The organism is Gottfriedia sp. NPDC057991 (genome assembly GCF_042886615.1).
Taxonomy (GTDB): Bacteria; Bacillota; Bacilli; order Bacillales; family Bacillaceae_G; genus Gottfriedia.
The window spans coordinates 361,065-386,160 of sequence record NZ_JBHVQN010000005.1 but is presented as its reverse complement, the minus strand read 5'-3'; the positions used below and the strand labels follow the sequence as shown (position 1 = coordinate 386,160).

Sequence of the window (25,096 nt, the reverse complement as noted above, 5' to 3'; positions counted from 1 at the left end):
GGTTGATTAGAATGAATGATGCAAAGCAGTTAACCCTTGGTATAGAGGGTATGACCTGCGCCGCATGTGCAACCCGAATCGAAAAAAGTTTAAATCGGATGGATGGCTTAAAAGCGAATGTGAATCTTGCATTAGAAAAAGCTACTATTATATATGATAAAGGGCAATATCAAACTTCTGATTTAATAGAAAAAATCCATACGATTGGTTATGAGGTTGTAGTTGAAAAAGTTACATTAAATATTGAAGGAATGACATGTGCTGCTTGTTCAGCTCGAATCGAAAAAGTAATAGGGAAAATGGATGGAATAGTTCAAATCAATGTCAATCTGGCTATGAATATAGCAACGATTTCTTATTTACCTGAAGTACGTTCACTTCAATCGATAATTGATAAAATTAGTCATATCGGTTATGCAGCAGCTGTAAAAGAAGAAAATGCAGTTAAAGAAAAAGACCCAACAAGAAATAAACGAATTCAATTAATCGTTTCAATCTTACTTTCAATTCCACTATTGTATTCGATGGTATCTCATCTGCCTTTTAGTACAAATATATGGATGCCACATTTATTAATGAATCCATGGTTTCAACTTTTGTTTGCAACTCCGGTTCAGTTTATTATAGGTTGGCATTTTTACGTCGGAGCATTTAAAGCAATTCGAAATTATAGTGCGAATATGGATGTTCTTATTGTCCTTGGAACATCGGCTGCTTACTTTTATAGCTTAGTTGAGTCAATTAAGACAATAAATAATAGTATGTATATGCCGCATCTTTATTTTGAGACAAGTGCAGTATTAATAACATTAGTTTTACTTGGAAAATATTTTGAACATATTGCTAAAGGAAAAACAACTGAAGCAATTTCTAAACTAATGGAATTACAAGCTAAAGAAGCAATCGTTTTAGAAAATGGAAATGAAATTTATGTACCATTGGAAGCTGTAAAAGTTGGAGATTTACTACTTGTTAAACCAGGTGAGAAAATTCCAGTGGATGGGGTCATTGTTTCGGGAGTATCTACAGTTGATGAATCAATGATTACAGGCGAGTCTTTACCAGTTGATAAAAAGGCTGATGATCAAGTTGTTGGAGCAACTGTTAATGGAAATGGTATTTTAACGATTCTAGCTGAGAAGGTTGGTAAGGATACCGCATTAGCAAATATTGTGAAAATAGTTGAAGAGGCACAAGGTTCAAAAGCTCCGATTCAAAGATTAGCAGATCGAATTTCGAATCTATTTGTTCCAATTGTAATTGGCATAGCCATTTTAACATTTATCATTTGGTTTTTTGTAATCGATCCACAAAATTTGCCTAAGTCAATTGAAGTAGCAATAGCTGTTTTAGTCATCGCATGTCCTTGTGCTTTAGGACTTGCAACACCAACTTCGATTATGGTTGGAAGTGGAAAAGGTGCGGAAAACGGGATTTTATACAAAGGCGGAGAATTTTTAGAAACTACCCAAAAAATTAATACAATCATCCTTGATAAAACAGGAACTGTTACAAAAGGAAAACCTGAAGTAACAGATATCATTAATTTAAATCATCGAGAAGATTTATTGAAGCTCGTTGCAAGTATAGAGAAAATGTCAGAGCATCCTCTAGCACAAGCAATTGTAAACTACGCTGTTAAACAGGAATTGCAACTAACTGATCTTACAGAGTTTATTGCCATCCCTGGACATGGAGTAGAAGCCATGATTGAAAATAAAAAGGTATATATTGGTACTCGAAAGTTAATGAATGAAAAGAATATCGACTTTTCTTCAGTTGATGAACAATTAGTCGTATTTGAATCTGCAGGAAAGACAGGGATGTTAGTAGCAATTGACGAGAAGCTTGAAGGAATTATTGCTGTAGCCGATACAATTAAAGAATCTTCAAGAAATGCGATAAAAGCATTAAAGGATTTAAAAATAGAAGTTTTTATGGTTACCGGTGATAATAAACACACTGCACAGGCGATTGCAGATCAAGTTGGGATTGAAAATGTATTTGCTGAGGTTCTACCAGAGAAAAAAGCAGATATAGTAGCAGAATTACAAAAACAAGGGAAAATTGTTGCGATGGTTGGAGATGGGATTAATGATGCTCCAGCTCTTGCAAAAGCTGATATTGGTATGGCGATTGGTACTGGTGCAGATGTAGCGATTGAAACAGCGGATGTTACGCTAGTAGGTGGCGACTTATCACATATTCCGAAAGCTATTAGCTTAAGTAAGAAAACAATGAATAATATTCGCCAAAATTTATTTTGGGCGTTATTTTATAACAGTTTAGGTATACCGATTGCAGCTCTAGGGTTATTGCAACCTTGGATTGCAGGTGCAGCAATGGCATTTAGCTCTGTATCGGTAGTCATAAATGCATTACGATTAAAACGCATAAAAATTTAGGAGGATTTAGTAATGGAAACAATTTTAAAAGTAGAAGGTATGACATGTGGGCACTGCAAAGCTGCAGTTATGAAAGCGGTAGAAGGAGTGTCTGGTACAAATAATATAATCGTAAGTTTGGAAAACAAAGAAGTAACATTCAATACTTCAAACGCTGAAACAATTGAGAAAGTGAAAGAGGCTATTGAAGATCAAGGGTATGACATTATCTAAATAAAAAAGCGAACTTATTGGTTCGCTTTTTATTTGGCGAAAAATTAACTATACTGGGGAGGAATTGGATGAAATACTTTTTATTATTGCTAAGTTTCGTAACTGTGATCGGTTTAAGTGGCTGTGGAAATATGTCTCATACAGCTTCTACACATGAAAGTATGACTCATGAAAAAACAAAAGATGAAAAAGATTCAACCAAAGTACAATTTACGTTTAAGGGTAATCCTGAAAGTGGTAAAAAAGTAAACTTAAATATTCAAGTTAATAATTTGATGGGGAAAACAGTAAACAAATTTGAGCTCGAGCACGAAAAATTAATGCATTTAATTGTTGTAAGTAAGGATTTATCATTTTTTGACCATGTGCATCCAGTATATAAAGGGAAAGGATTATTTACAGTCACACCAGATTTTCCAAATGGTGGTGAATATAAATTATTTGCAGATTTTAAACCTGAGGGCTCTGATAAAAATGTAAAAACAAAATTAATACAAGTGGCAGGTGAGCAAGCCAAACCGGTTTCGCTAATACCAGATAAAATATTAACAAAAGTAATTGATGGAAAAGAGATCACTTTAAAATTTAATAAGTTAGAGACAAAAGCTGAAGTTAAAATGACATTTACGATTAAAGATGCTAAAACAAAAAAAGGGATTACTGATTTACAGCCTTATTTGGGTGCTATTGGTCATGTTGTTGCGATTAGTGGTGATACGAATACTTACTTACATGTCCATCCGATGAATGAAAAATCAAGTGGACCTGAAGCAGAGTTTATGACTAGTTTTCCTAAAAAAGGATTATATAAAATATGGGGACAGTTTAAACAAAATGGAGATGTGTTTATTGTGCCATTTGTTGTGGATGTACCATAAATTAAAAATATAAAAAGCAGGAAACACTTTGTTTTCCTGCTCTTTTTATATTTTTTAAAAGTAATATATTAACAAATTAATAGTTTTATAAAATATTTGACTTTATATCAGTTGAATTACTATTTGGTTTTTTTAAACCATCAGTCTTACTAGCATCGTTAAGTGACAAGTATTTAGTTTCAGGTGCCCATGCAATCGAAACTAATGTTCCAACGACTAAAACTCCTGTTAATGCTAGCATTGTAAGATTTAAACCATAATGTGAAAGGCTTAAAGGTAATAGGAATGTACTGATTGCTGATCCAAGTCTACTAATAGCAGTAGCAAGTCCAACTCCTGAAGATCTCACTTCTGTTGGGAAACTCTCAGCTGGGAAAACCCCTACAAGATTACTTACAGCTGATAAGATTAATGTGAAAATTGCAAAACATATAATCATTAATGTTGTTGCACTGCTAGGTGAAACGCTTAGTACAAATAAGGAAACTACAAGAATAATGAAAGAGCTAATTAAGAAACCTCTGCGAGAAAAGATGATTGTAAACCAGATTCCTAAGACTGCTCCAATGATTAAGATTACATTTAATAAGAAGTCTGTTCCAAAGCCTATCTTAAGGTCCATAATACTTAAAATATTTGGAAGGAAAGTATAGATTGCAAAATAAGGCATTACTAGACATGCAAAGAAAAGACTATTAAATGCTGTTCTCTTTCTATATTTTTTGTTAAATAAAACAGAAAAGTTACTATCTTCTTTTACTGGAGTTTCATTATCTAAAACAATATTTTTACCAACATATTTTTTTACTATCTCTCTTGCCTCATCAATACGACCTTTATTAATTAACCATCTTGGTGATTCTGGCGTTCCGATTCGTAGGAACAAAATAATCACTGATGGGATTGTTGAAGAAGCTAGCATCCAACGCCAAGCTTCAGGTCCTAAATCTTGCAACCAAAGCCCAACGAATGTTGATACAACATATCCAATAGTCCAAATTACACTAAAAGAACCTAATAATACGCCACGGTGTTTTTTTGGAGCGAACTCAGCTAACATTGTATGGCCAACGCTGTAGTCTCCACCAATCCCGATCCCAATTAATAGTCGTAGAATAAATAACTGTGATGGATTATCTACAAAGAATTGTAGTAATGAAGCAATTGTAATAAGTAGAAAGCTTAGAACAAATATCTTTTGTCTGCCGATAATATCTGATACCCAACCTAGAACTAAACTTCCTAAGAATAGCCCAATTAAAGCTGAGCTGCCGATTAATCCAAGCCAAAATGCGTTAAGGTGCATTTGGGGAGTAAGTAATGTGAGTGCGGTTCCTATTATACCGAGAATATAACCGTCATTAAAATGGGCTCCAAATGTAAGTCCAGCCATTTTAATGTGAAACTTATTAAGTGGTGCATCATCCATTCTGATTGTTTGGTTTTCTTTCATCTCGTTTCCCCCTTAGTAATAGTATAGTAGATTTTAATAACAAACTTTTAACTCTTTTTATAGAAAAGCAAATAAATAAAAAGGAAAATGAAAATATCATTATGTATTGGTAGCGTTTTCAGATAAAAAGAAAAAAAGTGAATGAACATCATACCAGGTTCATATTATGAACATCTTTTTTCACGATGTGAAATATATGAAGAGTATAAAATATAATTCACAAAATTGTCAAACTATTTTTGAGCATTTATTTTGCATGTAATTGTACGATGATATTTTTTATAAAAACTAAACTCAATTATTTAAGAGCAAAGTTAAAAGGCATCTGAATGGGGATTCAGATGCCTTTTATCTAATAAAAACATTAAATAATCATTAATCAAGATATTTTGTGACTTGTTGACAAGTACTAATTAATAAATCTACTGATGATAACATTTTCTCTTTTGTAAAACGGAAACTTGGTCCACAAACACTTATGAAGGCAACAAGATTTTGAGACTTGTCATAAACTGGTGCGGAAATACCATTTTCATTTTCATCTAGTTCGCAAATTGAAGTGCCAAATCCCCTTTCTCGAACATTAATAATTTCCTTACGTAATTGCTCACGTTCAGTAATCGTATAAGGAGTCAATTTTTCCAAAGGTTTTTCCAGATATATCTCTAATTCTTTTGGTGGAAGTTGACTTAAAAGGATTTTTCCATTTGAAGTACAGTGTAAAGGTAGAAAAGCATTAACATAATCTACGACTAATCTAACACTGTTTTCTGGATCAATTTGTTCAATCGTTAATGTTCCATTTTGTTTAGGAACACTTAAGAGAACTGTTTCCTGAATTTCCTCTTTTAAATTCTCCATACTTTTACTTGCACGTCGAACAAGAGAACCGTATTGCGGAACTTTAGACGCAAGATGATTAACCACATAACCAAGCTGATAGCCCTTAGTTTGAGGGTCACGCTCTACAAATCCATGATTCTCAAGAGTTCCAATAAGTCTCCAAGCTGTCGTTCGATTCATGTCTGATTTTTCAGCAAGTTTCCCTATAGAGATAGGATTTGCACTGTCAGCAACGATCTTTAGTAATAAAAGTGCACGATCTACGGCTTGTACTGATGAAAGGTCTTGCTTTGAATTTTTTTTGGTTTTTACATCATTATTTATCTTCATGTTACTCATTATAGCTTAATTACATATTAAAAAAACAATAATAAATAAATTTCAAAAAATTTAATTATTTGTTTGACACGGATAATTTTTCGGTTTTATAATCTAGTTATAGTTCTTAATGTGAACTTTGTTGTTCGCAATATGAACATAATACAACATTCGAACTTTCCAATTACTGGCCCTTATTTATAGTTTTTGAGAGCCAAGATGTGAAATTTTTTAAACGTTTTCACTTCAAAAAAGGTGGTGATTTTCATTAGTGTCATTGAGAACCAGAAAATAAGAAAAGAAGTAGATTCATTTGGAACTGTAGAAATACCAAATCAGTTCTTATATGGAATTCAAACAGTTCGAGCAGTACAAAATCTTTCATTCTCTGGAAAAACTCTAAGTCAATATCCAAAGTATATAGAGTCACTTGCATTGGTTAAGAAAACTGCTGCAATAACAAATATAGAAACAGGCGTATTAGAAGAATCCATAGGATCATTTATTCTACAATCCTGTGAAGAAATAATTTCTGGTAGACATTTGGACCAATTTCCAGTTGATATACTCCATGGCGGGGGAGGGATTGGTTCTAATATGAACATTAACGAAGTCATTGCAAATATAGCCAATGAATTAAATGGGGGAGCACGAGGGATTTATTCACCTATTCATCCAAACGATGATGTGAATGCTTCTCAATCTACCTCTGATGTTTGTCATACCGCCATGAGACTTGCAGTTGTTAAGGAGTTTGCACGACTCGATTTAGTTTTAAGAAAAGTTCAAACAACGATCGAGGAAATGGTTGATTCATTTATAGAAATAACAACGGTTTCAAGGACCTGTTTACAAGATGCGATGAGGATTCAATTAGGAGATTTTATTAGTGGATATGCTGCTATGTTATCGAGAAGACATCAGTTACTTGAACAGAGTGTGATGGAACTGAAAAAAGTAAACTTAGGTGGCACCGTAATTGGAACTGGCACTGGAGCATCAAAAGCATACCAAGATTTAGTTATTCAAAATCTTTCAAAAGTAACTGGGTATCAGCTTCAAAAGCGTGAAAATTTGATTGATGCTGCACAAAACATAGATGATCTAGCAAATGTTTCGAATCAGTTAGCATTACTTGCAACATGTTTAATCAAAATGGGGAAAGATTTAAGGCTTTTATCTTCTGGACCAGAAGCTGGCTTTTCTGAAATTATTTTGCCATCTGTAATGGCGGGTTCATCTTTCTTCCCAGGAAAAGTAAATCCAGTAATACCTGAAACGTTAATCCAAAGTTGCTTCCAGGTTTTAGGTTGCGATCGAGTTGTACAGGCAACTTTAGAGCATGGCGAATTAAATTTAAATATTTTTGAAGGTGCAGCTGGAGCAAATATTATCGATGCTATGAAAATGCTAGAAAATTCACTGAGCTTATTTAGCGAAAAGTGTTTGGAAGACATAAATGTAAATAAAGAAAAATGTAAAGAGTACGCAAATAGTTTAATTCCTTCTGTCGTTGAATTAAAGGAGAAGCATGGATATTCGACTGTTTCAAAATTAATGAAAGAAAAAGGTAAGAATGGTGTGAAGGAATTAGTAAATAGAGGAGGACTTGAAATTGACTAAAGTTGAGAATAAAAAACAGTTTGAGGGTATCGATCAGCCAAAATTGGAATGGGCAAAAGAGTGGTTACTAGAATCAAAGAAATTATATATCAATGGTGAATGGGTAGATAGCAGTAGTGAAGAAGAAATTGAATCGATTAATCCAGCAAACGGACAAGTAATCGGAAAAATTCAAGGTGCAACAAAAGAAGATATCGATAAAGCGGTTGATGCTGCGCGTAATGCTTTTGATAACGGTCCGTGGCGTAAAGTAACTCGAAAAGAAAGAGCGAAAATTTTGCGTAAAATTAGTGAGTTAATGAAAGAGCATCAGGCAGAATTAGCTACTTTGGAAGCGCTGGATAATGGAAAACTATATACAGAGGCATATAATGACGACGTTCAAGAAGCATTAGAAATGTTCGAATATTATGCAGGCTGGACTGACAAATATTATGGGGAAAATAACCCGGTTGAAGGCGACTTTTTGTCTGTAACAACTAGAGACCCAATTGGTGTCTGCGGTCAAATCGTACCGTTTAACTTTCCAATCGATATGGCTGCATGGAAACTTGCTCCAGCTCTAGCTATGGGAAATACGGTAATCTTAAAGCCATCTAGTACGACATCTTTTTCAGCTATTAGACTATTTGAAATCATTCATGAAGCTAATATTTTACCACCTGGTGTTCTTAATCTAATACTTGGTAAAGGAAAAATAGGTTCATATATTTCTCGTCATATGGGGGTTGATAAAGTTTCCTTTACTGGTAGTACAGGTGTTGGAAAGCAGCTTGTTCACGATTCTGCAGATTCAAATCTTAAACCTGTTACCCTTGAGCTAGGAGGAAAGTCTCCAAATATTATCTTCAGTGATGCGCCAGATGTGGACGCAGCAATTGAGCGTTCTTTCTATGGTCTATTTACTCATAAAGGTGAGAAATGTTCTGCACCAACAAGATTATTTGTTCAACGTGATATTTATGAGAAAGCAGTTAGTCGCTTAGCTGAATATGCAAACAGTTATAAATTAGGAGACCAATTTGATCCAGAGTCAAATCAAGGAGCTCAAATTTCAGAAGCACATATGGAAAGTATTTTAAATTATATTAAGAGCGGAATAGAAGAAGGCGCACGTCTGGCAGCTGGTGGAGAAAGAGATCTGACAGGTGAAAATGCAAACGGATATTTTGTTCGCCCAACTATTTTTGCAGACGTACATAATAAAATGACGATTGCTCAAGAAGAAATTTTTGGACCAGTTCTTTGTGTCATTCCATTCGACACGGAAGAGGAAGTTATTGAAATGGCGAATGACACAATTTATGGTTTAGCTGCCGGCCTATGGACAAATGATGTTTCCCGTGCGAATCGCGTGGCTAAGAAATTAGAGGCTGGAATGGTATTTGTTAATAAGTATGGATGTTATGACTTTGCAAGTCCATTTGGTGGATGGAAACAAAGTGGCTGGGGTAAGGAATATGCGATTCACTCACTACAATCTTATACAAAAACAAAATCAATTTGGTTTGCTTACTAAAATAAAAGGGTGAAAAAAAGATGAAAATGAAAGCAGCAGTAATGACCGGACACGGTGAACCACTTATTATAAAAGAGATAGAACTAGCAGAGCCTAAAGCGAATGAAGTACTTGTTAAAATAGTAGCGACTGGTGTTTGCCATAGTGACCTAAACGCATTAGATGATGAAACAACACCGATTCCAACTATTCTTGGGCATGAAGGTGCAGGAATTGTTGAAGCTGTTGGTCCAAATGTGAAAAATGTAAAACCTGGTGATAAAGTAGCTTTAAGTTGGGTTCCGTATTGTGGAACATGTGAGTTTTGTATAACAGGGGATGTTCATTTATGTGAATCAGCTTTTGGACCGATGTTCGATGGTACATTGCTTGATGGGACTTCTCGTTTAAGCTGTGATGGTGAAAAGGTATACCATAATTCTCTATTATCTACTTTTGCTGAATACACAGTTGTCCCTGAAATGTCATGTGTAAAAATTCCTGATGAAATGCCACTTGCACAAGCGTCATTAATTGGTTGTGGAGTTGCAACTGGTTATGGTGCCGCTGTCAATGCTGCTGGTGTAAAGCCTGGTTCATCCGTAGCTGTTTTCGGAATTGGTGGAGTAGGAGTTAATGCCATTCAAGGAGCTAAAATTACCGGGGCATCTAAAATCATTGCTTGTGATGTAAAAGAATCTAATCTTGAAATCGCGAAAAAGTTTGGAGCGACACATACAATCAATGTAGCTGAAGAAAATGCCGAAGTAAAACTAAAAGAATTAACAGGTGGATTTGGTGTTAACTATGCAATTGATTGTACAGGAAATACAAATGCGGCTGAAAGTGCTTGGAAAGGAACAAGAAAAGGTGGGACAGTAGTAGTTGTTGGTGCCTTTAACCCTTCTAAGGTGCTTAATTTACCAGCTGGTGGTTTTCACCGTGTTGGAAAGATTCTTAAAGGAAGCTTTTACGGAGATACGCAGCCTTTTAGAGATTTCCCAATTATCTCTAAACTGTATTTAGATGGAAAATTTAATCTAGATGATCTAGTTTTAGATCGAATTAAGTTAGATGATATCAACTCAGCTTTTGATTCCTTCCATGATAGTTGCTGTATTAATGTTGGAAGAACAGTTATTGAATTTCCAATCGATGAAGAATCTAGCTTAACATTAGCGGGTTCAGTGGGGAATGAGTCTAATTAATTTATAGAGATTTTTTATAATTGACCCTTGCAAAGACTATTAAATTATTAGTCTTTGCAAGGGTATTTTTCTATTTCAACCTAAAACTTTGCGATAGAGTTCTTTTGCAACAGATGCTTCCTTTGTACCGTGAATAATTGCTCGACCATCTTTAAATAATACAATGCGATGATCTTCATAAGTACATGACAATAAATAAGGATTGACAATTAAATCATTTACTAACCCTTGTAATCTTTCAGAAAGGTTAGTTAGCGTTGGAATTTTAGGAGATGATACTCTTAATTGAACTGCATCTCTTCCACATAAAACATATGACTTCATATGGTCATCATCTTTTAAAAATGGGTAACTTCTTATAGAGCCACATGTTGCACAATTTTTATTTTTTAATTTTTCGATGTTTATATCAGATTTTTCATACTTCCAAACATCAATCGATTGTAAAATTGGTAAAAGTTCATAGTTAGTAAGATATTGCAAGGCATAGGTTACTTGGTAAGCAGCAATCATCTGCACAATTGGACTGATTACACCCACTGTATCGCAAGTCATATTTAAAGTAGGTATATGATTTAATAAACAGTTAAGACAAGGCGTTTTTCCTGGAATAATAGGAAATGAGAGGCCATAGCTTCCAACGCACGCACCAAAAATAAAAGGAATCCCATGCTTAATTGCTGCATCATTCACAACCATTCTAGTTTCAAAATTATCTGTTGCATCTAGTATGATTGTTTGACCATTAATCAGCTCTTCAATATTAAGACTAGTAATATCTTTTATTAAACTAGTAATCGAAACTTCACTATTAATTTGTTGAAGTCGATTTTTAGCTGCAATTACTTTTGGTAGTTTATTTCTAGCATCTTCTTCCGTATAAAGAGACTGCCTTTGTAAATTACTCCATTCAACGTAATCACGGTCAACCATTGTTATATTTCCAATGCCTGCTCTTACAAGCATTTCTGCTATTGATGAGCCTAATGCACCAACACCAATAATAATGGCACTGGCTTTTTGTAAGTTTGATTGACGATCTCTTCCTAAAAATAATTCTTGCTTTGCATAACGGTTTGTCAAGAATTCACCAACCCTGTAATTGGACTACTAGCTTCACCATAATTTTTTTCTTCAATTCTTCCTGCCTCATAACCAAGTCTTCCTGCTTCAATAGCAAGTTTCATCGCGACTGCCATTTTTACAGGATCTTTTGCGTTAGAAACTGCAGTGTTTAAAAGGACTCCATCAGCACCTAGCTCCATTGCAAAAGCTGCATCTTTTGGCGACCCGATTCCGGCATCGACTATAACAGGTACATTCGATTGCTCAATGATAAATTTAAGATTTAATGGATTAATAATTCCTTTTCCGGAACCGATTGGAGATGCACCTGGCATAATCGCATGTACACCAAGTTCTTCTAGTCTTCTTGCTAGTACAACATCATCAGAAGTATAAGGTAATACAATAAATCCTTCGTTTAATAACATTTCTGATGCCTTCAATGTTTCGATAGGATCTGGTAATAATGATTTATCACACCCAATTACTTCTACCTTGATCATGTCGCATAAGCCAGACGCTTTTGCCAATCTTGCAATTCTAACTGCTTCTTCGGCAGTTTTTGCACCAGCTGTATTAGGCAATAATTTATACTTTGATAAATCTAATTGTTCGAGAAAATTCGGTTGAGATTCCTCAAAAATATTCATTCTTCTAACAGCAAAAGTTAGGATCTCGGCTTCCGATACTTCAACAGCTTCTTTCTGGACTTCAAATGAAGGGTATTTTCCTGTTCCTAATAATAATCTTGAATGAAACGTATGATTTCCTACTTTTAACATGATTAGCCACCGCCTACAAAATGTATTAATTCTACAGAATCTCCATTAGAGAGATGAGTTAATGAATACTGTTCTTTATAAATAATTTCTTTATTAACCTCGACAATAACAATTCGGTTTTCTAGTTGATATTCTTTAAGCAAATCCTTAATTGTACAGGTTTTGATGGAAATGTTGACGTTCTTTCCGTTTAATCGTATTTCCAAGTGTTTACACCTCCAAAACATAAAAATTAACGATTGATTTTAAATGCTTCGATCCAGTTACGATCGACTTTTCGTTTAAGGATTAAATCTCGAATTAATTTTCCAGTTGCTGGTGCAAGCAAAATACCATTTCGAAAATGGCCGGTCGCAAATAAGATATGATCATCTTCGGGATGAATTCCAATAAAGGGATTATAATCGAGCGTTCGCGGTCGTAATCCTGCCCAAAATGAATCAATTTTCATGTCTTCAATTTCGGGAAGCATTTTTTTAGCAATTTGTATTAATGACTCAATCCCTCTTAAGTTAGGGTTCTCATTCCATTCGTTATCGATCATCGTAGCACCGATGACAAGGCGACCGTCATTCCTTGGAACAATATAATTTTGTTCATGGAAAAGAGTATGTTTTAATACAACCTTTTCACTTCTGACCGAGATACATTCACCTTTAACGGGAATAATTTCGTGATGTAATCCAAGCTGCCCAAACAATGAATTACTCCAAACGCCACTTGCAACTACAATAGATTTTGCTTCAAAATTGCCATTTGTTGTTTTAATTAAATAATGTGAATCATTTTTTTGAATCTGAAATACATGAGTATATTCAAATATAGATGCACCTAAAATTTGAGCACTCTTGCAAAACGCGTTACAGGCAGAAACAGGTAATACATTCACGTCGTCTTCAATATAAGCTGCTCCAATTATGTTTGGATGGACGCCAGGTATCTGTTTTTTTAACTCCTCCTGGTTATACCAAAGTGCCGAAGTTTGAGTGAGTAATGGAGTTAATTGTTTTTTTTCTAATTCTGTATAAGCTAGTTTGAATATGCCACCTGTTTTTAGTTCAATATCAATTCCACATAATTCTTTTAATTCTTCTTGAAGTTGAAAATAAGTTAATTGACTGTTTCTAGCAAAAGTAAAAAATGACTCGGACTGATCCCACTCGGAATGGGCACCAAGCATTCCAGCAGCTGCCTTAGTTGTTTTCTGTCCAACTTGCTGTCCTTCAAGAACTGCGACATGAATATTTTCTTTCGCTAGATAATAAGCAATGGAACAACCTATTATTCCACCACCAATTACTACAACATCATATTTCTTGTTCATAAGCGAATTTGCACCTTTCAAAATATTGCAGCGCAGCTTCTAGAGGATTTCGGGCAGAAAATATGCCAGACATTACAGCAATACCATCAATGTCGTTCTCTTTTAGAACTTGAATATGTTCAGGTAATAATCCGCCGACTGCATAGATTGGTATAGTTAACGTTTTTTTCATCTCTGGAATTAGTTCAATCCCATTAGGTGTTAATCCATTTTTACACTCTGTTTCAAAACAATGACCGTACATAATATAGTCAGCTTTATCATTTTCTGCCTGTATTGCTTCAGTAAGTGTATGAACTGATTTTCCTACTCGTAAATTAGGAAAATATTCTTTTACATCAACAAGTGGAAGACCATGTCCTGGCAAGTGAATATTTGATAGGTTAGAGAAAATAGCGATATCTAAACGATCATTTAAAACAATTTTTTTCATATCTACTTTGTTTATTTTTAGTAGATTTAAGAGTGATATTAGCTCGATTGCCTTTTTCGACTTTTCGCGAATATGTACATAGTCGACTGCATCGATTATTTGAATTATTTTTGTAGCAAGTACTTCGACTGAGTGCTGATCATCTGTAATTGCAATAAGTTCCATGTCCCAGCCTCTTTCATTATCAAAATTTTTTCAACAAAAAAACCACTTTCCTAAAAAAAGAAAGTGGTTACAATGCACGCGAAAAAAGTTTAAAGTGCGCCACTTTCCTACGCAGGTACTAGCCTGTTCAGGTTTTGAGGGTTTAAAAGTAACTACTTTATTCTCAGCCCTTATCAAGGGATCCCCTAGTGATGAATATGTATGAAAATTAATCTTAGCATAGCATATAAAAAATAATATTCAATACTAAATTTATTTTTACTAGTCTAATTTTATTACCAGAAATTGGGCTTGAAGTATAGTGAAATCAAGTATTTTTGGGAGTATAAAAAAACAAAAAAATTTTTTTATTTGGAATTTCTGTAAAAATTTAGGGAAATAAAAACATTTACATTTTAAATTTGTGGGTTTATATTTAGTTTGAACAATTTAATAGATTGACTAGGGGTGTCCAATTAGTTGGGCTGAGAGAGAAACGCAATTAAGTTTCTTAACCCTCAGGACCTGATCTGGTTCATACCAGCGTGGGGAAGTTAGAAATTTCTCATTAATGATTTCATAATTGTTAATGTAGTTTTGCTAACACTTAGCCGGGTCTTAAAAATAAGATTCCGGCTTTTTTCATGCTTTAAATGAATTGGATTTCGTCCTTTTTAAACCAATTAAAAAGGGGAATGAAATCAAATGAACAATTCTGTAAATGAAATGAATTTTTCCATCATGTCTAGTTTTTCAGGGAGTAAGAAGGTATATGTTGAAGGATCTAGACCTGACATTAAGGTGCCAATGCGTGAGATTCAATTAAGTCCAACAACTGGCACTTTTGGAGAAGAAGAAAATGCTCCAGTTAGAGTATACGACACTAGCGGACCTTACACAGATTCAGCTAGCTCAGTTGATATTCGAAAGGGACTTAAGGCGATTAGACAAAACTGGGTGATTGAACGAAATGATGTTGAAGAGTATGAAGGGCGCGAAGTAAAGCCTGAAGATAATGGATATAGAAAAGAGCCAGATCAACATAATGTTGAAGTATTTAAAGGGTTAAAAAGAAAACCGTTACGTGCAAAGGATCATGGAAATATTACGCAAATGCATTATGCTCGTAAAGGGATTATTACACCTGAAATGGAATTTATTGCGATTCGAGAGAATGTTTCAGCTGAATTTGTTCGTGATGAGGTTGCAATAGGAAGAGCTGTCATTCCATCGAATATTAATCACCCTGAAAGTGAGCCAATGATTATCGGTCGTAATTTTCATGTGAAAATTAATGCCAATATAGGTAATTCAGCTGTCACGTCTTCAATCGAAGAAGAAGTAGAAAAAATGACATGGGCTACTCGTTGGGGAGCGGATACGATGATGGATCTTTCTACTGGTAAGAATATTCATACAACACGTGAATGGATTATCCGAAACTCTCCAGTACCAGTAGGGACAGTTCCGATTTATCAGGCGCTTGAAAAGGTTAATGGAATCGCTGAAGATTTAAGCTGGGAAGTATTTAGAGATACTCTAATCGAGCAAGCTGAACAAGGTGTAGACTATTTTACGATTCACGCGGGTGTATTATTACGCTATATACCATTAACGGCAAAACGAGTGACAGGAATTGTATCTCGTGGTGGGTCTATTTTGGCTCAATGGTGCTTAGCTCATCATAAAGAGAATTTTTTGTATACTCATTTTGAAGAAATTTGTGAAATTATGAAGCGCTATGACGTAACATTCTCTTTAGGAGATGGACTGAGACCAGGCTCAATCGCCGATGCAAATGACGAAGCACAATTTTCTGAGTTAGAAACACTAGGTGAGTTAACGAAAATTGCATGGAAACACGATGTTCAAGTTATGATTGAGGGACCGGGACATGTACCAATGCATTTAATTAAAGAGAATATGGAGAAACAATTAGAAATTTGTCAGGAAGCGCCATTTTATACATTAGGACCGCTAACGACAGATATTGCACCTGGATACGATCATATTACCTCAGCAATCGGTGCAGCAATGATTGGTTGGTTTGGTACTGCTATGCTTTGTTATGTAACTCCGAAAGAACATTTAGGTCTTCCAAATAAAGAAGACGTAAGAGTAGGCGTTATTACATACAAAATAGCGGCGCATGCAGCTGACTTAGCAAAAGGACACCCTGGTGCACAAAAAAGAGATGATGCACTTTCTAAAGCTAGATTTGAATTTAGATGGCGTGATCAGTTTAATCTTTCTCTTGATCCTGAAAGAGCAATTGAATATCACGATGAAACATTACCTGCTGAAGGAGCTAAAACAGCACATTTTTGTTCAATGTGTGGTCCAAAATTCTGTAGTATGAGAATCTCACAAGATATTCGAGATTTAGTAAAACAAGAAGAACTTCAGAATGATTCAATCATTGAAGAAGGAATGAAAGAAAAAGCACTTGAATTTAGAAAACAAGGCGGAGAAATCTATCAATAAGGGTGTGAGCCTTATATGAATAGGGTAGAAGAAATCATAAAAGAAATAAATCATTTGGAAAGAAATATGAATCAGTTAAAAATTGAACTGAATGCAGTTCAAAAAAATTGTGTACATGATTTCCAGAAAAAAGATACGATTCAAAAATGCCTAAAATGCAGTTTAATTGAAAGCTTAAGTTGGTAATAGGTAGAAACAATACAGAAACAAACCTCAAAATTAAGAGGTTTGTTTTTTGTTAGTTATGTATTAATGTTCAGACAAACTATTGATTGAAACTTCTTCCTCTCGGTCGGGTTGACCTAGCGGATAGATTCTAGCCATTTCACTTGTTTGATCAACATGTTGAATATAAATTGGCACACCATTATATGTCACATTAGCCATTTCAGGTGAAGAAGCAATTTCTTGAGCACGCTGTTTATTCATATGTAACCTCCTCTAAAATTAAAAATAGAAACCTAACATATTATTAACCGTGGTGTAATTGGGTATTCATTTAAAATTCAACTTATACCTTGGAACAGAAAAACTGTTGGTCTTAAAAAGGTCAGTACATATCAATACAATTCATTCTAAGCAAGTACAAGCTTCTTAATATATAATAAAAAAACTCCTGTTAAAATTTAACAGAAGTTTTATAGTTTTTAAAGATTACCAGTGGTGTCCATATCCATATCCGTCATGTCCAGACCAGCAAGCTGCTCCAACAATGATTAATAAGATAAACAGAACAACGATTAAAGCAAAACCGTTAAGATGGTGTCCGTGATGTCCAGTACTCATACATTTGACCTCCTTCATACGATATTTAAGGGATAACTCCCTTAGGGTCATGTAACTAATTGAAAATTACAATTAGGAGAGGTGGATAATGTATCGTATGTTTTTTTACCAACTATGAAACTAGTCTATAATGTAATTAGGCTTATACCTAGATGTAAGTTTTAATAAATAAATTATTTTTCTTTAGGCAAAGAAATTGCTGTTTCAACTACATAACCATTTTGGAACTTTACAGCAATTGTACCTAAATAAGTGTCAGTAGGCTGAAGTGTTTCGGTACAAGTAAAATAACGAATATGTACAACTTCTTTCGTATCTTTACTAATCTTTTGACAAGCAAGTAAATTACTTAGTCGTTTTAATGCGATATCTCTTTTCACTCCAATAAGATCCTTTTTAATAAATGATTCATAATAATTTTTTAATGGGAACATTTTAACAGCTCCTGTTCATTCAAAAATAATTTCTTAAGTCGTATCATATCACAAAGTAAATCTGTTTTTGTAAAGTTTGTTGTTGTAGATATCTATCATTATTCTAGATAGTTGAGGAAAATATGTAACGAACAAAAAAATCCCACTATAGGTTAATATAGTGGGATTTTATTACTTATGCAGTTTGATTTGAATCCTTATCAAACTTATTTTTACCGTTTAGTTTAGAATTTTTATATCCGTATGTTATATAAATTACTAAACCGATTACTAACCAAACTACGAAACCTTTCCAAGTAAATGATGAAAGTTGTAGCATTAAATATACACAAAATATAACAGCTAATACTGGTACTACAGGTACCCAAGGAGTTTTGAATCCACGCTTTAATTCTGGGCGAGTTTTTCTTAATACTAGAACACCAAGAGAAACAGCAGAGAAAGCAAATAAAGTACCGATATTTGTTAATTCAGCTAATTTGCTTAATGGAATAAGGCCAGCGAATACAGCAACTAGTCCGCCAGTTACCCAAGTGCTTGTTAAAGGAACATGAGTTTTCTTGTTAACTTTTGATAATTTACCTGGTAATAAACCGTCTTTACTGATTGCATAGAATAGACGAGTTTGTCCAAACATCATTACGATTAATACAGTTGTAATACCGATGATCGCGCCAAGTGAAATGAAACCAGCAGCCCAATCTTGGTGAATAAATGCTAGTGCAAAAGCAACAGGATCATTAACACCTAATTGATTGAAAGGAACGATACCAGTAAGAATTAGAGAAACGACAATATATAAGATTGTACAAATTGTTAAAGCAGAAATAATACCGATTGGTAAGTTGCGTTGAGGATTCTTAACTTCCTCAGCAGCAGTTGAAATTGCATCAAATCCAAAGTAAGCAAATACTACTACTGCAGCTCCGGCTGTTACGCCATGGAATCCCATTGGCATAAATGGAGTCCAGTTATGCGGTTGAACGTACCAAACACCAACTACGATGAAAAGAGCTACTACTGCTAATTTTATAATTACCATGATCGTGTTAAGTTTTGCTGATTTTTTAACACCTCTAGTAAGAATGAATGTTACAATTAAAACAATGATTACTGCCGGTAAATCGATATAAGTATGATTAGATGGATCGAATGCACCTGTAAAAGCTGTAGGGAGGTGTACTCCAAAACCACGTAATAAACTTTGGAAATATCCAGACCATCCACTTGCTACTGCAGAAGATGCTAGTCCATACTCTAGTACCATGTCCCATCCTAATATCCATGCGATGACTTCACCAAATGCAACATAACTATAAGTATAAGCACTACCAGCCTCTGGAATCATAGATGCAAATTCAGAGTAACAAAGTGCAGCGAATGTACAAGCTAATCCTGCGATAATGAATGAAAGAATAAGTGCTGGACCTGCATATTTGGCTGCCGCTACACCAGTTAATACGAAAATACCTGTACCGATAATGGCACCAATACCTAACATGGTAAGATCAAATGCCCCTAGAACTGGATTAAGTGAACTAGGCGAACTACTGTTAACTGATTTTTTTCGAAATAAATTCATATGAGCCTCCTCTAATCCTCTATTGTTAGTTTTTTAATTTTCTATTTAGAAAGATTAATATTTTCTAATTTTACCTTAAAAAATAGAAAATTCTGACAATTAGCTACGAAATAATATAATGTGTGTTGCTTGAATTGATTTTTATGATAACACACTAATTAAAATATTCAAAGAATTTTTCGACTTTTTTTTCAATATTTTTTAAATTATGTAGTAAATTCGACATATTACCCAATACCTAGTCGTTTAGTAAAAATAAACTAGTTAATAGTTATGCCATAAGTAATACTGCACTCATTAAGCTCTATATTCCTAAAGGTTTCAGTTGAAATCAGACTAAATAGTTATATAATTGGGTTTTTTTTCCAAAAATGAAATAAACCTCCTTAATAGAGGTTTATTTTTGGGTCTTTTTTATCAATTAATGTTCTTTTAAGTGACTTAGTGATACTTCTTTATCATTTTGTGGTTGATCAAGAGGATAAATTCTTGCTGTCCCTTCATTTTTATTAACATGCTGAATATAAACTGGTACTCCATCGCAAGTTACATTAATCATACCAGGTGCAGCTACGATTTCTAATGCTCTTTCAGTATCCATCATAATACCTCCTTTAATAACTAACCTACTTTATTATTTACATAGCCAAGTTATAGTATTCATAAAAAGTGAGACATCTTTTAGGATTATGTGAATCAAGGGGGGATTGATGAAGATAAAAAACAACTAAATTGAATAAACTAACTGATTGTTCAATTTTGTTCTCATTTCTTAACTCGTTTCTTATCTTGTTGTATGATAGCAATTGAAGCTAAAAATAATATTGAACTACACATAAATAGTAAACATAGTAACCCAAAAAATATTTGCATATTCGTACCTCCTTTTTATTATAAGTACAGAGTAAAGTATGGAACTAGTTTCAGAGCAAGAAAAAGTTTAGAAAAGGTGAGAAAATGTCTAATATTAAAGATATTGCAAGGATTGCCGGCGTTTCGGTTACAACAGTCTCACGAGTTTTAAATGATGAGCCGTATGTTAGTGAGGTAAAAAGAAAAGCAGTTTTAAATGCAATTGAGTTAACGAATTATCAACGAAATCAAAATGCAGTAAATTTAAGCAAAGGAAAAACGAATCTAATTGGAGTGGTTATTCCGTTCTCGCAACATCCGTACTTTGGATTGCTAATTGATGGAATTGCTAACGAAGCGATAAAAAATAATTATAAGCTAGTACTATTTCAATCAAATTATGAGAAGAAGAGAGAAATTGAGGCTTTAAAGATGCTGCAGCTTAAACAAATTGATTCACTCATTATTTGTTCTAGAATTTGTTCGATTGAAATGATCGAGAATTATAAGCAATATGGACAAATAGTATTATTTGAAGATACGAGAAATACAGGGGTCTCCTCAACATTTATCGATCAATACAATTGTTTCATGATTGCATTAGAATATTTATATCAAAAAGGACATCGGAAAATCGGTTATAGTATTGGTCGTAGAACAGGCAAGAATAGTAAACAAAGAGAATCTGCCTATATTGATTTTCATAGTAAATATAATGAATCACTAAATAACGATTTTGTATTCGATAATTGTTACTATTTTGAAGATGGTGAAAGAATCGTCCAATCTTTATTAAATTTAAAAGAGAGGCCAACAGCTTTGTTAGTAACAAGTGACCAAGTGGCAGCGGGTGTGCAGACTTGCTGTAATGATCGTGGAATAGCTATACCTCATGATTTAGCGATAATAGGTTTCGATAATCAACCAATTGCGAAAGTAATGAAGTTAACAACAGTCGAAATTCCGTTAAGGGAAGTGGGTAAGAAACTTTTTATTCAAGCGATTAATTCTGAAATTAATCAAGAGGAGATAGCGATTAAATTAATTGAGCGGCAGACGGTATAAAAAACAGCTAGTCAAAGGGCTAGCTGTTTTTCATTTCGTTGAATTGGGAACTGCAAATAAAAAAGCTGAAACTGCAAATAAATCGAAGGAAGTGCAAATAAAAAAAGTCGGCCTGCAAATAAAAAAGGCAAATCTACAAATAAAAATGTCAGAACTGCAATTAAAATCTGGATAACTGTAAATAAAGTCACGAAACATGAATGAAGAGAGTGAATGAATCAAAAAAATAGAAAAATAACAATAAAATAGGCCGAGAAACGACCCAAACTAAACAAAATTCAATAACTCCATCCAAAAAGAACTTCAAAATGAATGTTCAAGAAATAGTCCGGAAATCTTATCAACAAAATTCATTTAATGCTCGGACGTTTCATTATGAAGAGCTATATTTCAAAAAACAAAAGCTAGTAAGAAACTAGCTTTTAATAGACTGATTCCATAAAGGTGATTGTTCTCTAACAACTTCCATAAATTTTCTAGCAGCACGTGATTGCCATCTGTTTTTATGCCAAGACATGATCGTAGAGACACTTCCTAAATTTGTATCCCAATTTATGACTTTTAGTTTTTGTTGATTCATTTCGTTTTGAACTGCTACGAGTGGGAGTATGGATATTCCAAGTCCACACATAACACATTGTTTAATTGCTTCAACACTCCAAAATTCCATTCCGGACTCAGTTGCGATTCCTTTACTTCTTAGGAACGCTTCAAAATAGTCACGATAACTGCCTTGTTCTGTGAGGATTATATTTTCATTCGCATTTAATGTAAACGATGAAAGTGTTCTAGTATCAGAAGATGGAGGTAGTAAAATGACAAGTGGTTCTTCAATTAGTGTTTCCGTATACAAATCTGGATCAGTTAATGGAGCCTGTAGGAAGAAGCCAATATCAAGATCTCCGCGACGTAATTCATCTTGTAATTCCCAACATGAACCAGATTTCATCATAATATTTACTTTCGGATTTTGTAATCGAAAAGCTTGGATGATTTGTGGAAGACGGTAGATCGTTAAAGATTCTGGAGCCCCAATCTTTAACGTGGATACTTCCTCATTTTCCATTTGAAATACATCTTTTGCTTTTGAATAAAGTTGAATCATTTCGATTGCGTGAACTAAAAAGTTCTCACCGACCTCAGTCAGATGAACCTTTTTACCTAATCGGTCAAATAAAGGTACTCCTAACTCTTGCTCAAGTGCTTGTATATGTGCAGTTATCGTAGATTGTGCATATCCGAGATGGACCGCAGCTTTAGAGAACCCGCCCAGATCAACAATTGATTTAAACGTAATTAAATGACGGATTTCCATAATAGCCTCCTAAGTATCGGATTTTCCGATGGTTTATATCGTAACTATTCATTTTACCGATGAGAGATCGGTTCATATAATTAAAGTATACGAGATTACAATTTGTTTCAATAACTTTTGGAGGGATATTAATGAGGAATCGAAAAATTGGTTTTCTTTTGCTCAGCGGGTTAATGATTGGACCTATTTTAGGTTCGGGAATTATCATTTTACCACCTGCAGTGTATGAAACTGCTGGTAATTATGCTATTTTTGCTTGGGTTATAATGCTTGGTTTAAGTTTAATATTTGCACTTATGTTTGGTAAGCTAAGTTTGTTAATTCCAGGAGATTCCGGAGTACCATTGGCAGTTGAGCGTGCATTTGGTACACAAATAAAAAATCTATCAGCTATTTTCTTTTTACTTGCAGTTTGTTTTGGTCCAATTGCAGTTACAGGTACGGCAGGACATTACTTACAACTACTGACGAATCAAAGTTTTTTCAATGAAAAGTGGCTAGCTTTAGGGATACTATGTTTTGTTTATATCATTTTAACTAGAAGGATTGCCGACGTTGGAAAATTTGCCTTTTTTATGTCTAGCTTCATTGTAGTGACGCTTATAGTTGGGAGTATTCATACGATAATTACAGTTGATGGGAGCTTTACTTTATCGAATCCAATTACCGTTTCAGATTTTGGGGAAAGTTTACTTTTATTATTTTGGGCTTTAATCGGGTGGGAAGTCATTGGTAGCTATTCTTTAGAAGTAAAAAATCCAGAACGAACAATTCCTAGAGCGGTGGTCTTAAGTTTCTCGATTATAGCAATAGTAAGTCTAACAGTTGCATTTGCTTTCCAGTGGATTCATTCTAAAAATGGAAATATGATGGATCAATCATTAGCACCATTACTTCAGAGTTTATTTGGAAGCTGGTCAACTCCAATTATTTCATCAATTACAATTGCTCTTTGTATTAGTACGGTTCTTCTAGTAATAGGAGCAGTATCAAGATTAATCGCCGATCAAGCCAAAAACGGTTTATTACCTTCATGGCTTTCTTTTAAAAATAAAAATAATGTGGCAACTCGCTCATTATTTAGTTTGTTTGGCATTCACATAATTGTATTTATTCTTTATTTTAATGACTTCCTAAGTATTCAAACACTCGTAGCAATTGCAAATGCATTTTTCTTATGCAACGCTTTACTAGGAGTATTGGCATGTTTGCGATTATTTGATTCCGTATTTTTTAAAATCGGTTCATTTATTCTAGCAATTTGCTTTTTAGGAATACTTTTATTTTCTTCACCGGTTATTCTAATATTGATCATATTAGTTTCAGTGTACTTTATTTGGCTACAAAAAAGAGATTCAAAACAACATGAAAAAATTCTACAAGTTGGAAATGAATAATGAGTTAGAAAGGAAACTTCTATTAAAAGAAGTTTCTTTTTTTGAAACTAACTTTTATAATAATTCCCCATACTGTATATTTATTATTATTTCTAAAAGCGGGATTTACTAATATTTCATACCTTTTTTTTCAGTTTGGTATTTTATAAAGCTATTTATTTCTATTTAATTATTGCTTTTTAAGTGTGGATGAAGTGCTTTTTATTTCTTTAGAATTATATATTGTTTTGTAGTTATCTGGTTTATCTATTTCTATTTCTGATCAAATGGAAAACGCTTTAATAATTGAGATTGTTAAGTATTCTAGGGATCTTGTTAAGAGGGGATTAATAATCATGGTGTAAATAAACAATATAATGATAAAATGAAAAAATTTGATTTTATACAAATGAAAAAACGAATTCAATTGTGTTTTTAATTAAGCTAATTTCATGTGATTTTGGAATCCATAAGTCTTACTTTCTATATTAATTATAGAATTCAATTTTTTCTGTAATTATTTTAATATTAATATTTATACACCTTTGTATTGGTTGCAAGAAAATATATAAAACATGATGATTAAATTTATAAGAATAAAAAAAATTTTTTTTTTAACTAAATAGAGTGAGCAATTTTCCATATTTTATAAGGTTTTTTTGCTTTAATTTTGTTTTTTATCAGATCATTTTAAAAGAAAATAGAATCATAAATTCTTTACAACCAAATAATTGCTAGTTATAATGAAACCAAATTTGATAATTAGTGTCCTTCGGGGTCGGGTGAAATTCCCAACCGGCGGTGTTGTATATTTTTATACTAAGCCCGTGAGCTTCATATAGATTTTTTATATGTTGCTGATCTAGTTAGAATCTAGAGCCGACAGTATAGTCTGGATGGGAGAAGGATGGAGTGCATATACGGTATGGTTGTTTTCAAAAATACTATCCGTATAGGCTTAGTTCGTTGTGCATACTTTAAATGTACAACAATAGACGTGCTACAATACTGTCTT

Annotated in this window: 23 protein-coding genes and 3 riboswitches; of the genes, 10 read left to right on the top strand and 13 right to left on the bottom strand. The window is 33.8% G+C overall.

Annotation, left to right across the window (positions count from 1 at the left end; genetic code table 11):
- Window positions 1–11: 11 nt before the first annotated feature.
- The 3 genes from ACFVR2_RS18340 to ACFVR2_RS18330 all read left to right on the top strand — a co-directional run bounded on the left by ACFVR2_RS18340 (window position 12) and on the right by ACFVR2_RS18330 (window position 3,496).
- Window positions 12–2,405: a heavy metal translocating P-type ATPase gene (locus tag ACFVR2_RS18340; protein ID WP_387364831.1), complete on the top strand. Its 2,394-nt coding sequence runs from the start codon at window positions 12–14 to the stop codon at window positions 2,403–2,405.
- Window positions 2,406–2,417: 12 nt separating this feature from the next.
- Window positions 2,418–2,618 carry a cation transporter gene (locus tag ACFVR2_RS18335; RefSeq protein ID WP_129691419.1) on the top strand — a complete coding sequence of 67 codons (201 nt, stop codon included), beginning with the start codon at window positions 2,418–2,420 and terminating at the stop codon, window positions 2,616–2,618.
- A gap of 68 nt (window positions 2,619–2,686) precedes the next feature.
- Window positions 2,687–3,496, top strand: a complete 810-nt coding sequence (locus ACFVR2_RS18330) for a hypothetical protein (RefSeq protein WP_387364827.1) — start codon at window positions 2,687–2,689, stop codon at window positions 3,494–3,496.
- An 85-nt stretch (window positions 3,497–3,581) separates the two neighbouring features.
- Here ACFVR2_RS18330 and ACFVR2_RS18325 read toward each other — a convergent pair whose 3' ends face one another.
- Both ACFVR2_RS18325 and ACFVR2_RS18320 read right to left on the bottom strand, forming a co-directional pair.
- The gene (locus tag ACFVR2_RS18325) at window positions 3,582–4,949 is read right to left on the bottom strand and encodes an MFS transporter (protein WP_387364824.1); all 1,368 of its coding nucleotides are present in this window, start codon (window positions 4,947–4,949) and stop codon (window positions 3,582–3,584) included.
- Window positions 4,950–5,324: 375 nt separating this feature from the next.
- Window positions 5,325–6,122 (bottom strand): IclR family transcriptional regulator, encoded by a 798-nt coding sequence (locus tag ACFVR2_RS18320; RefSeq protein WP_387364821.1) that lies wholly within the window; start codon window positions 6,120–6,122, stop codon window positions 5,325–5,327.
- Window positions 6,123–6,368: 246 nt separating this feature from the next.
- Here ACFVR2_RS18320 and ACFVR2_RS18315 point away from each other — a divergent pair, with 246 nt between their 5' ends.
- Genes ACFVR2_RS18315 through ACFVR2_RS18305 form a run of 3 tightly spaced genes read left to right on the top strand, consistent with a single transcriptional unit; the run spans window position 6,369 to window position 10,439 of the window.
- Entirely contained in the window at window positions 6,369–7,733 is a 1,365-nt protein-coding gene (locus ACFVR2_RS18315) for a lyase family protein (protein ID WP_387364818.1), read from the top strand.
- The gene (locus ACFVR2_RS18310; protein ID WP_387364814.1) at window positions 7,726–9,252 is read left to right on the top strand and encodes an aldehyde dehydrogenase family protein; all 1,527 of its coding nucleotides are present in this window, start codon (window positions 7,726–7,728) and stop codon (window positions 9,250–9,252) included. The genes ACFVR2_RS18315 and ACFVR2_RS18310 overlap by 8 nt, the downstream gene beginning before the upstream one ends.
- 20 nt (window positions 9,253–9,272) lie before the next feature.
- Window positions 9,273–10,439, top strand: coding sequence for a Zn-dependent alcohol dehydrogenase (locus tag ACFVR2_RS18305; RefSeq protein WP_387364812.1), 1,167 nt, complete (start codon window positions 9,273–9,275; stop codon window positions 10,437–10,439).
- 75 nt (window positions 10,440–10,514) lie between these two features.
- Here the strand turns inward: ACFVR2_RS18305 and ACFVR2_RS18300 are convergent, their stop codons facing one another.
- The 5 genes from ACFVR2_RS18300 to ACFVR2_RS18280 are packed head-to-tail and all read right to left on the bottom strand — an operon-like array spanning window position 10,515 to window position 14,208.
- Window positions 10,515–11,522, bottom strand: coding sequence for a ThiF family adenylyltransferase (locus ACFVR2_RS18300; protein WP_387364809.1), 1,008 nt, complete (start codon window positions 11,520–11,522; stop codon window positions 10,515–10,517).
- A complete protein-coding gene (locus ACFVR2_RS18295) occupies window positions 11,519–12,286 on the bottom strand; it encodes a thiazole synthase (protein ID WP_098427196.1) in 768 nt (255 codons plus the stop codon). The genes ACFVR2_RS18300 and ACFVR2_RS18295 overlap by 4 nt, the downstream gene beginning before the upstream one ends.
- 2 nt (window positions 12,287–12,288) lie before the next feature.
- The gene (gene thiS / locus ACFVR2_RS18290) at window positions 12,289–12,492 is read right to left on the bottom strand and encodes a sulfur carrier protein ThiS (RefSeq protein ID WP_387364805.1); all 204 of its coding nucleotides are present in this window, start codon (window positions 12,490–12,492) and stop codon (window positions 12,289–12,291) included.
- A gap of 26 nt (window positions 12,493–12,518) precedes the next feature.
- Window positions 12,519–13,610, bottom strand: coding sequence for a glycine oxidase ThiO (gene thiO / locus ACFVR2_RS18285; protein ID WP_387364802.1), 1,092 nt, complete (start codon window positions 13,608–13,610; stop codon window positions 12,519–12,521).
- Window positions 13,594–14,208, bottom strand: a complete 615-nt coding sequence (locus ACFVR2_RS18280) for a thiamine phosphate synthase (RefSeq protein WP_387364799.1) — start codon at window positions 14,206–14,208, stop codon at window positions 13,594–13,596. The genes thiO and ACFVR2_RS18280 overlap by 17 nt, the downstream gene beginning before the upstream one ends.
- Before the next feature lie 87 nt (window positions 14,209–14,295).
- Window positions 14,296–14,405: riboswitch (TPP riboswitch) on the bottom strand.
- 236 nt (window positions 14,406–14,641) lie between these two features.
- Window positions 14,642–14,756, top strand: a riboswitch (TPP riboswitch).
- Window positions 14,757–14,892: 136 nt separating this feature from the next.
- Between ACFVR2_RS18280 and thiC the strand changes: the two genes are divergently transcribed.
- Window positions 14,893–16,671, top strand: coding sequence for a phosphomethylpyrimidine synthase ThiC (gene thiC, locus ACFVR2_RS18275; protein WP_387364796.1), 1,779 nt, complete (start codon window positions 14,893–14,895; stop codon window positions 16,669–16,671).
- 15 nt (window positions 16,672–16,686) lie between these two features.
- Window positions 16,687–16,857 (top strand): hypothetical protein, encoded by a 171-nt coding sequence (locus ACFVR2_RS18270; RefSeq protein ID WP_387364793.1) that lies wholly within the window; start codon window positions 16,687–16,689, stop codon window positions 16,855–16,857.
- Window positions 16,858–16,920: 63 nt separating this feature from the next.
- Here the strand turns inward: ACFVR2_RS18270 and ACFVR2_RS18265 are convergent, their stop codons facing one another.
- The 5 genes from ACFVR2_RS18265 to ACFVR2_RS18245 form a co-directional block, all read right to left on the bottom strand.
- Window positions 16,921–17,100 carry a small acid-soluble spore protein H gene (locus ACFVR2_RS18265; protein WP_387364790.1) on the bottom strand — a complete coding sequence of 60 codons (180 nt, stop codon included), beginning with the start codon at window positions 17,098–17,100 and terminating at the stop codon, window positions 16,921–16,923.
- A gap of 225 nt (window positions 17,101–17,325) precedes the next feature.
- Complete coding sequence (locus ACFVR2_RS18260; protein ID WP_097976661.1) at window positions 17,326–17,457, bottom strand: YjcZ family sporulation protein; 132 nt, start codon at window positions 17,455–17,457, stop codon at window positions 17,326–17,328.
- 173 nt (window positions 17,458–17,630) lie between these two features.
- On the bottom strand, window positions 17,631–17,891 hold the full coding sequence (locus ACFVR2_RS18255; RefSeq protein ID WP_025672087.1) for a hypothetical protein: 261 nt from the start codon (window positions 17,889–17,891) through the stop codon (window positions 17,631–17,633).
- A 175-nt stretch (window positions 17,892–18,066) separates the two neighbouring features.
- Window positions 18,067–19,473 (bottom strand): branched-chain amino acid transporter BcaP, encoded by a 1,407-nt coding sequence (gene bcaP / locus ACFVR2_RS18250; RefSeq protein WP_387364786.1) that lies wholly within the window; start codon window positions 19,471–19,473, stop codon window positions 18,067–18,069.
- A gap of 421 nt (window positions 19,474–19,894) precedes the next feature.
- The gene (locus tag ACFVR2_RS18245) at window positions 19,895–20,074 is read right to left on the bottom strand and encodes an H-type small acid-soluble spore protein (RefSeq protein WP_056471502.1); all 180 of its coding nucleotides are present in this window, start codon (window positions 20,072–20,074) and stop codon (window positions 19,895–19,897) included.
- A gap of 356 nt (window positions 20,075–20,430) precedes the next feature.
- Here ACFVR2_RS18245 and ACFVR2_RS18240 point away from each other — a divergent pair, with 356 nt between their 5' ends.
- A complete protein-coding gene (locus ACFVR2_RS18240; protein WP_387364782.1) occupies window positions 20,431–21,390 on the top strand; it encodes a LacI family DNA-binding transcriptional regulator in 960 nt (319 codons plus the stop codon).
- A 415-nt stretch (window positions 21,391–21,805) separates the two neighbouring features.
- Here ACFVR2_RS18240 and ACFVR2_RS18235 read toward each other — a convergent pair whose 3' ends face one another.
- A complete protein-coding gene (locus ACFVR2_RS18235) occupies window positions 21,806–22,705 on the bottom strand; it encodes a LysR family transcriptional regulator (RefSeq protein ID WP_387364779.1) in 900 nt (299 codons plus the stop codon).
- A gap of 131 nt (window positions 22,706–22,836) precedes the next feature.
- Between ACFVR2_RS18235 and ACFVR2_RS18230 the strand changes: the two genes are divergently transcribed.
- Complete coding sequence (locus ACFVR2_RS18230) at window positions 22,837–24,102, top strand: APC family permease (protein ID WP_387364776.1); 1,266 nt, start codon at window positions 22,837–22,839, stop codon at window positions 24,100–24,102.
- Window positions 24,103–24,845: 743 nt separating this feature from the next.
- A riboswitch (FMN riboswitch) is annotated at window positions 24,846–24,993 on the top strand.
- Window positions 24,994–25,096 lie beyond the last annotated feature (103 nt).

Excerpts from the sequence above, each read along its gene's own strand:
- ACFVR2_RS18340 (WP_387364831.1), top strand. The coding sequence starts at position 12 with ATGAATGATGCAAAGCAGTTAACCCTTGGTATAGAGGGTATGACCTGC.
- ACFVR2_RS18245 (WP_056471502.1), bottom strand. The coding sequence starts at position 20,074 with ATGGATACTGAAAGAGCATTAGAAATCGTAGCTGCACCTGGTATGATT.
- ACFVR2_RS18325 (WP_387364824.1), bottom strand. The coding sequence starts at position 4,949 with ATGAAAGAAAACCAAACAATCAGAATGGATGATGCACCACTTAATAAG.
- ACFVR2_RS18240 (WP_387364782.1), top strand. The coding sequence starts at position 20,431 with ATGTCTAATATTAAAGATATTGCAAGGATTGCCGGCGTTTCGGTTACA.
- thiC (WP_387364796.1), top strand. The coding sequence starts at position 14,893 with ATGAACAATTCTGTAAATGAAATGAATTTTTCCATCATGTCTAGTTTT.
- ACFVR2_RS18265 (WP_387364790.1), bottom strand. The coding sequence starts at position 17,100 with ATGAATAAACAGCGTGCTCAAGAAATTGCTTCTTCACCTGAAATGGCT.
- ACFVR2_RS18260 (WP_097976661.1), bottom strand. The coding sequence starts at position 17,457 with ATGAGTACTGGACATCACGGACACCATCTTAACGGTTTTGCTTTAATC.
- bcaP (WP_387364786.1), bottom strand. The coding sequence starts at position 19,473 with ATGAATTTATTTCGAAAAAAATCAGTTAACAGTAGTTCGCCTAGTTCA.
- ACFVR2_RS18335 (WP_129691419.1), top strand. The coding sequence starts at position 2,418 with ATGGAAACAATTTTAAAAGTAGAAGGTATGACATGTGGGCACTGCAAA.
- ACFVR2_RS18320 (WP_387364821.1), bottom strand. The coding sequence starts at position 6,122 with ATGAAGATAAATAATGATGTAAAAACCAAAAAAAATTCAAAGCAAGAC.
- ACFVR2_RS18295 (WP_098427196.1), bottom strand. The coding sequence starts at position 12,286 with ATGTTAAAAGTAGGAAATCATACGTTTCATTCAAGATTATTATTAGGA.
- ACFVR2_RS18305 (WP_387364812.1), top strand. The coding sequence starts at position 9,273 with ATGAAAATGAAAGCAGCAGTAATGACCGGACACGGTGAACCACTTATT.
- ACFVR2_RS18230 (WP_387364776.1), top strand. The coding sequence starts at position 22,837 with ATGAGGAATCGAAAAATTGGTTTTCTTTTGCTCAGCGGGTTAATGATT.
- ACFVR2_RS18330 (WP_387364827.1), top strand. The coding sequence starts at position 2,687 with ATGAAATACTTTTTATTATTGCTAAGTTTCGTAACTGTGATCGGTTTA.
- ACFVR2_RS18255 (WP_025672087.1), bottom strand. The coding sequence starts at position 17,891 with ATGTTCCCATTAAAAAATTATTATGAATCATTTATTAAAAAGGATCTT.
- ACFVR2_RS18270 (WP_387364793.1), top strand. The coding sequence starts at position 16,687 with ATGAATAGGGTAGAAGAAATCATAAAAGAAATAAATCATTTGGAAAGA.
- ACFVR2_RS18280 (WP_387364799.1), bottom strand. The coding sequence starts at position 14,208 with ATGGAACTTATTGCAATTACAGATGATCAGCACTCAGTCGAAGTACTT.
- ACFVR2_RS18235 (WP_387364779.1), bottom strand. The coding sequence starts at position 22,705 with ATGGAAATCCGTCATTTAATTACGTTTAAATCAATTGTTGATCTGGGC.
- thiO (WP_387364802.1), bottom strand. The coding sequence starts at position 13,610 with ATGAACAAGAAATATGATGTTGTAGTAATTGGTGGTGGAATAATAGGT.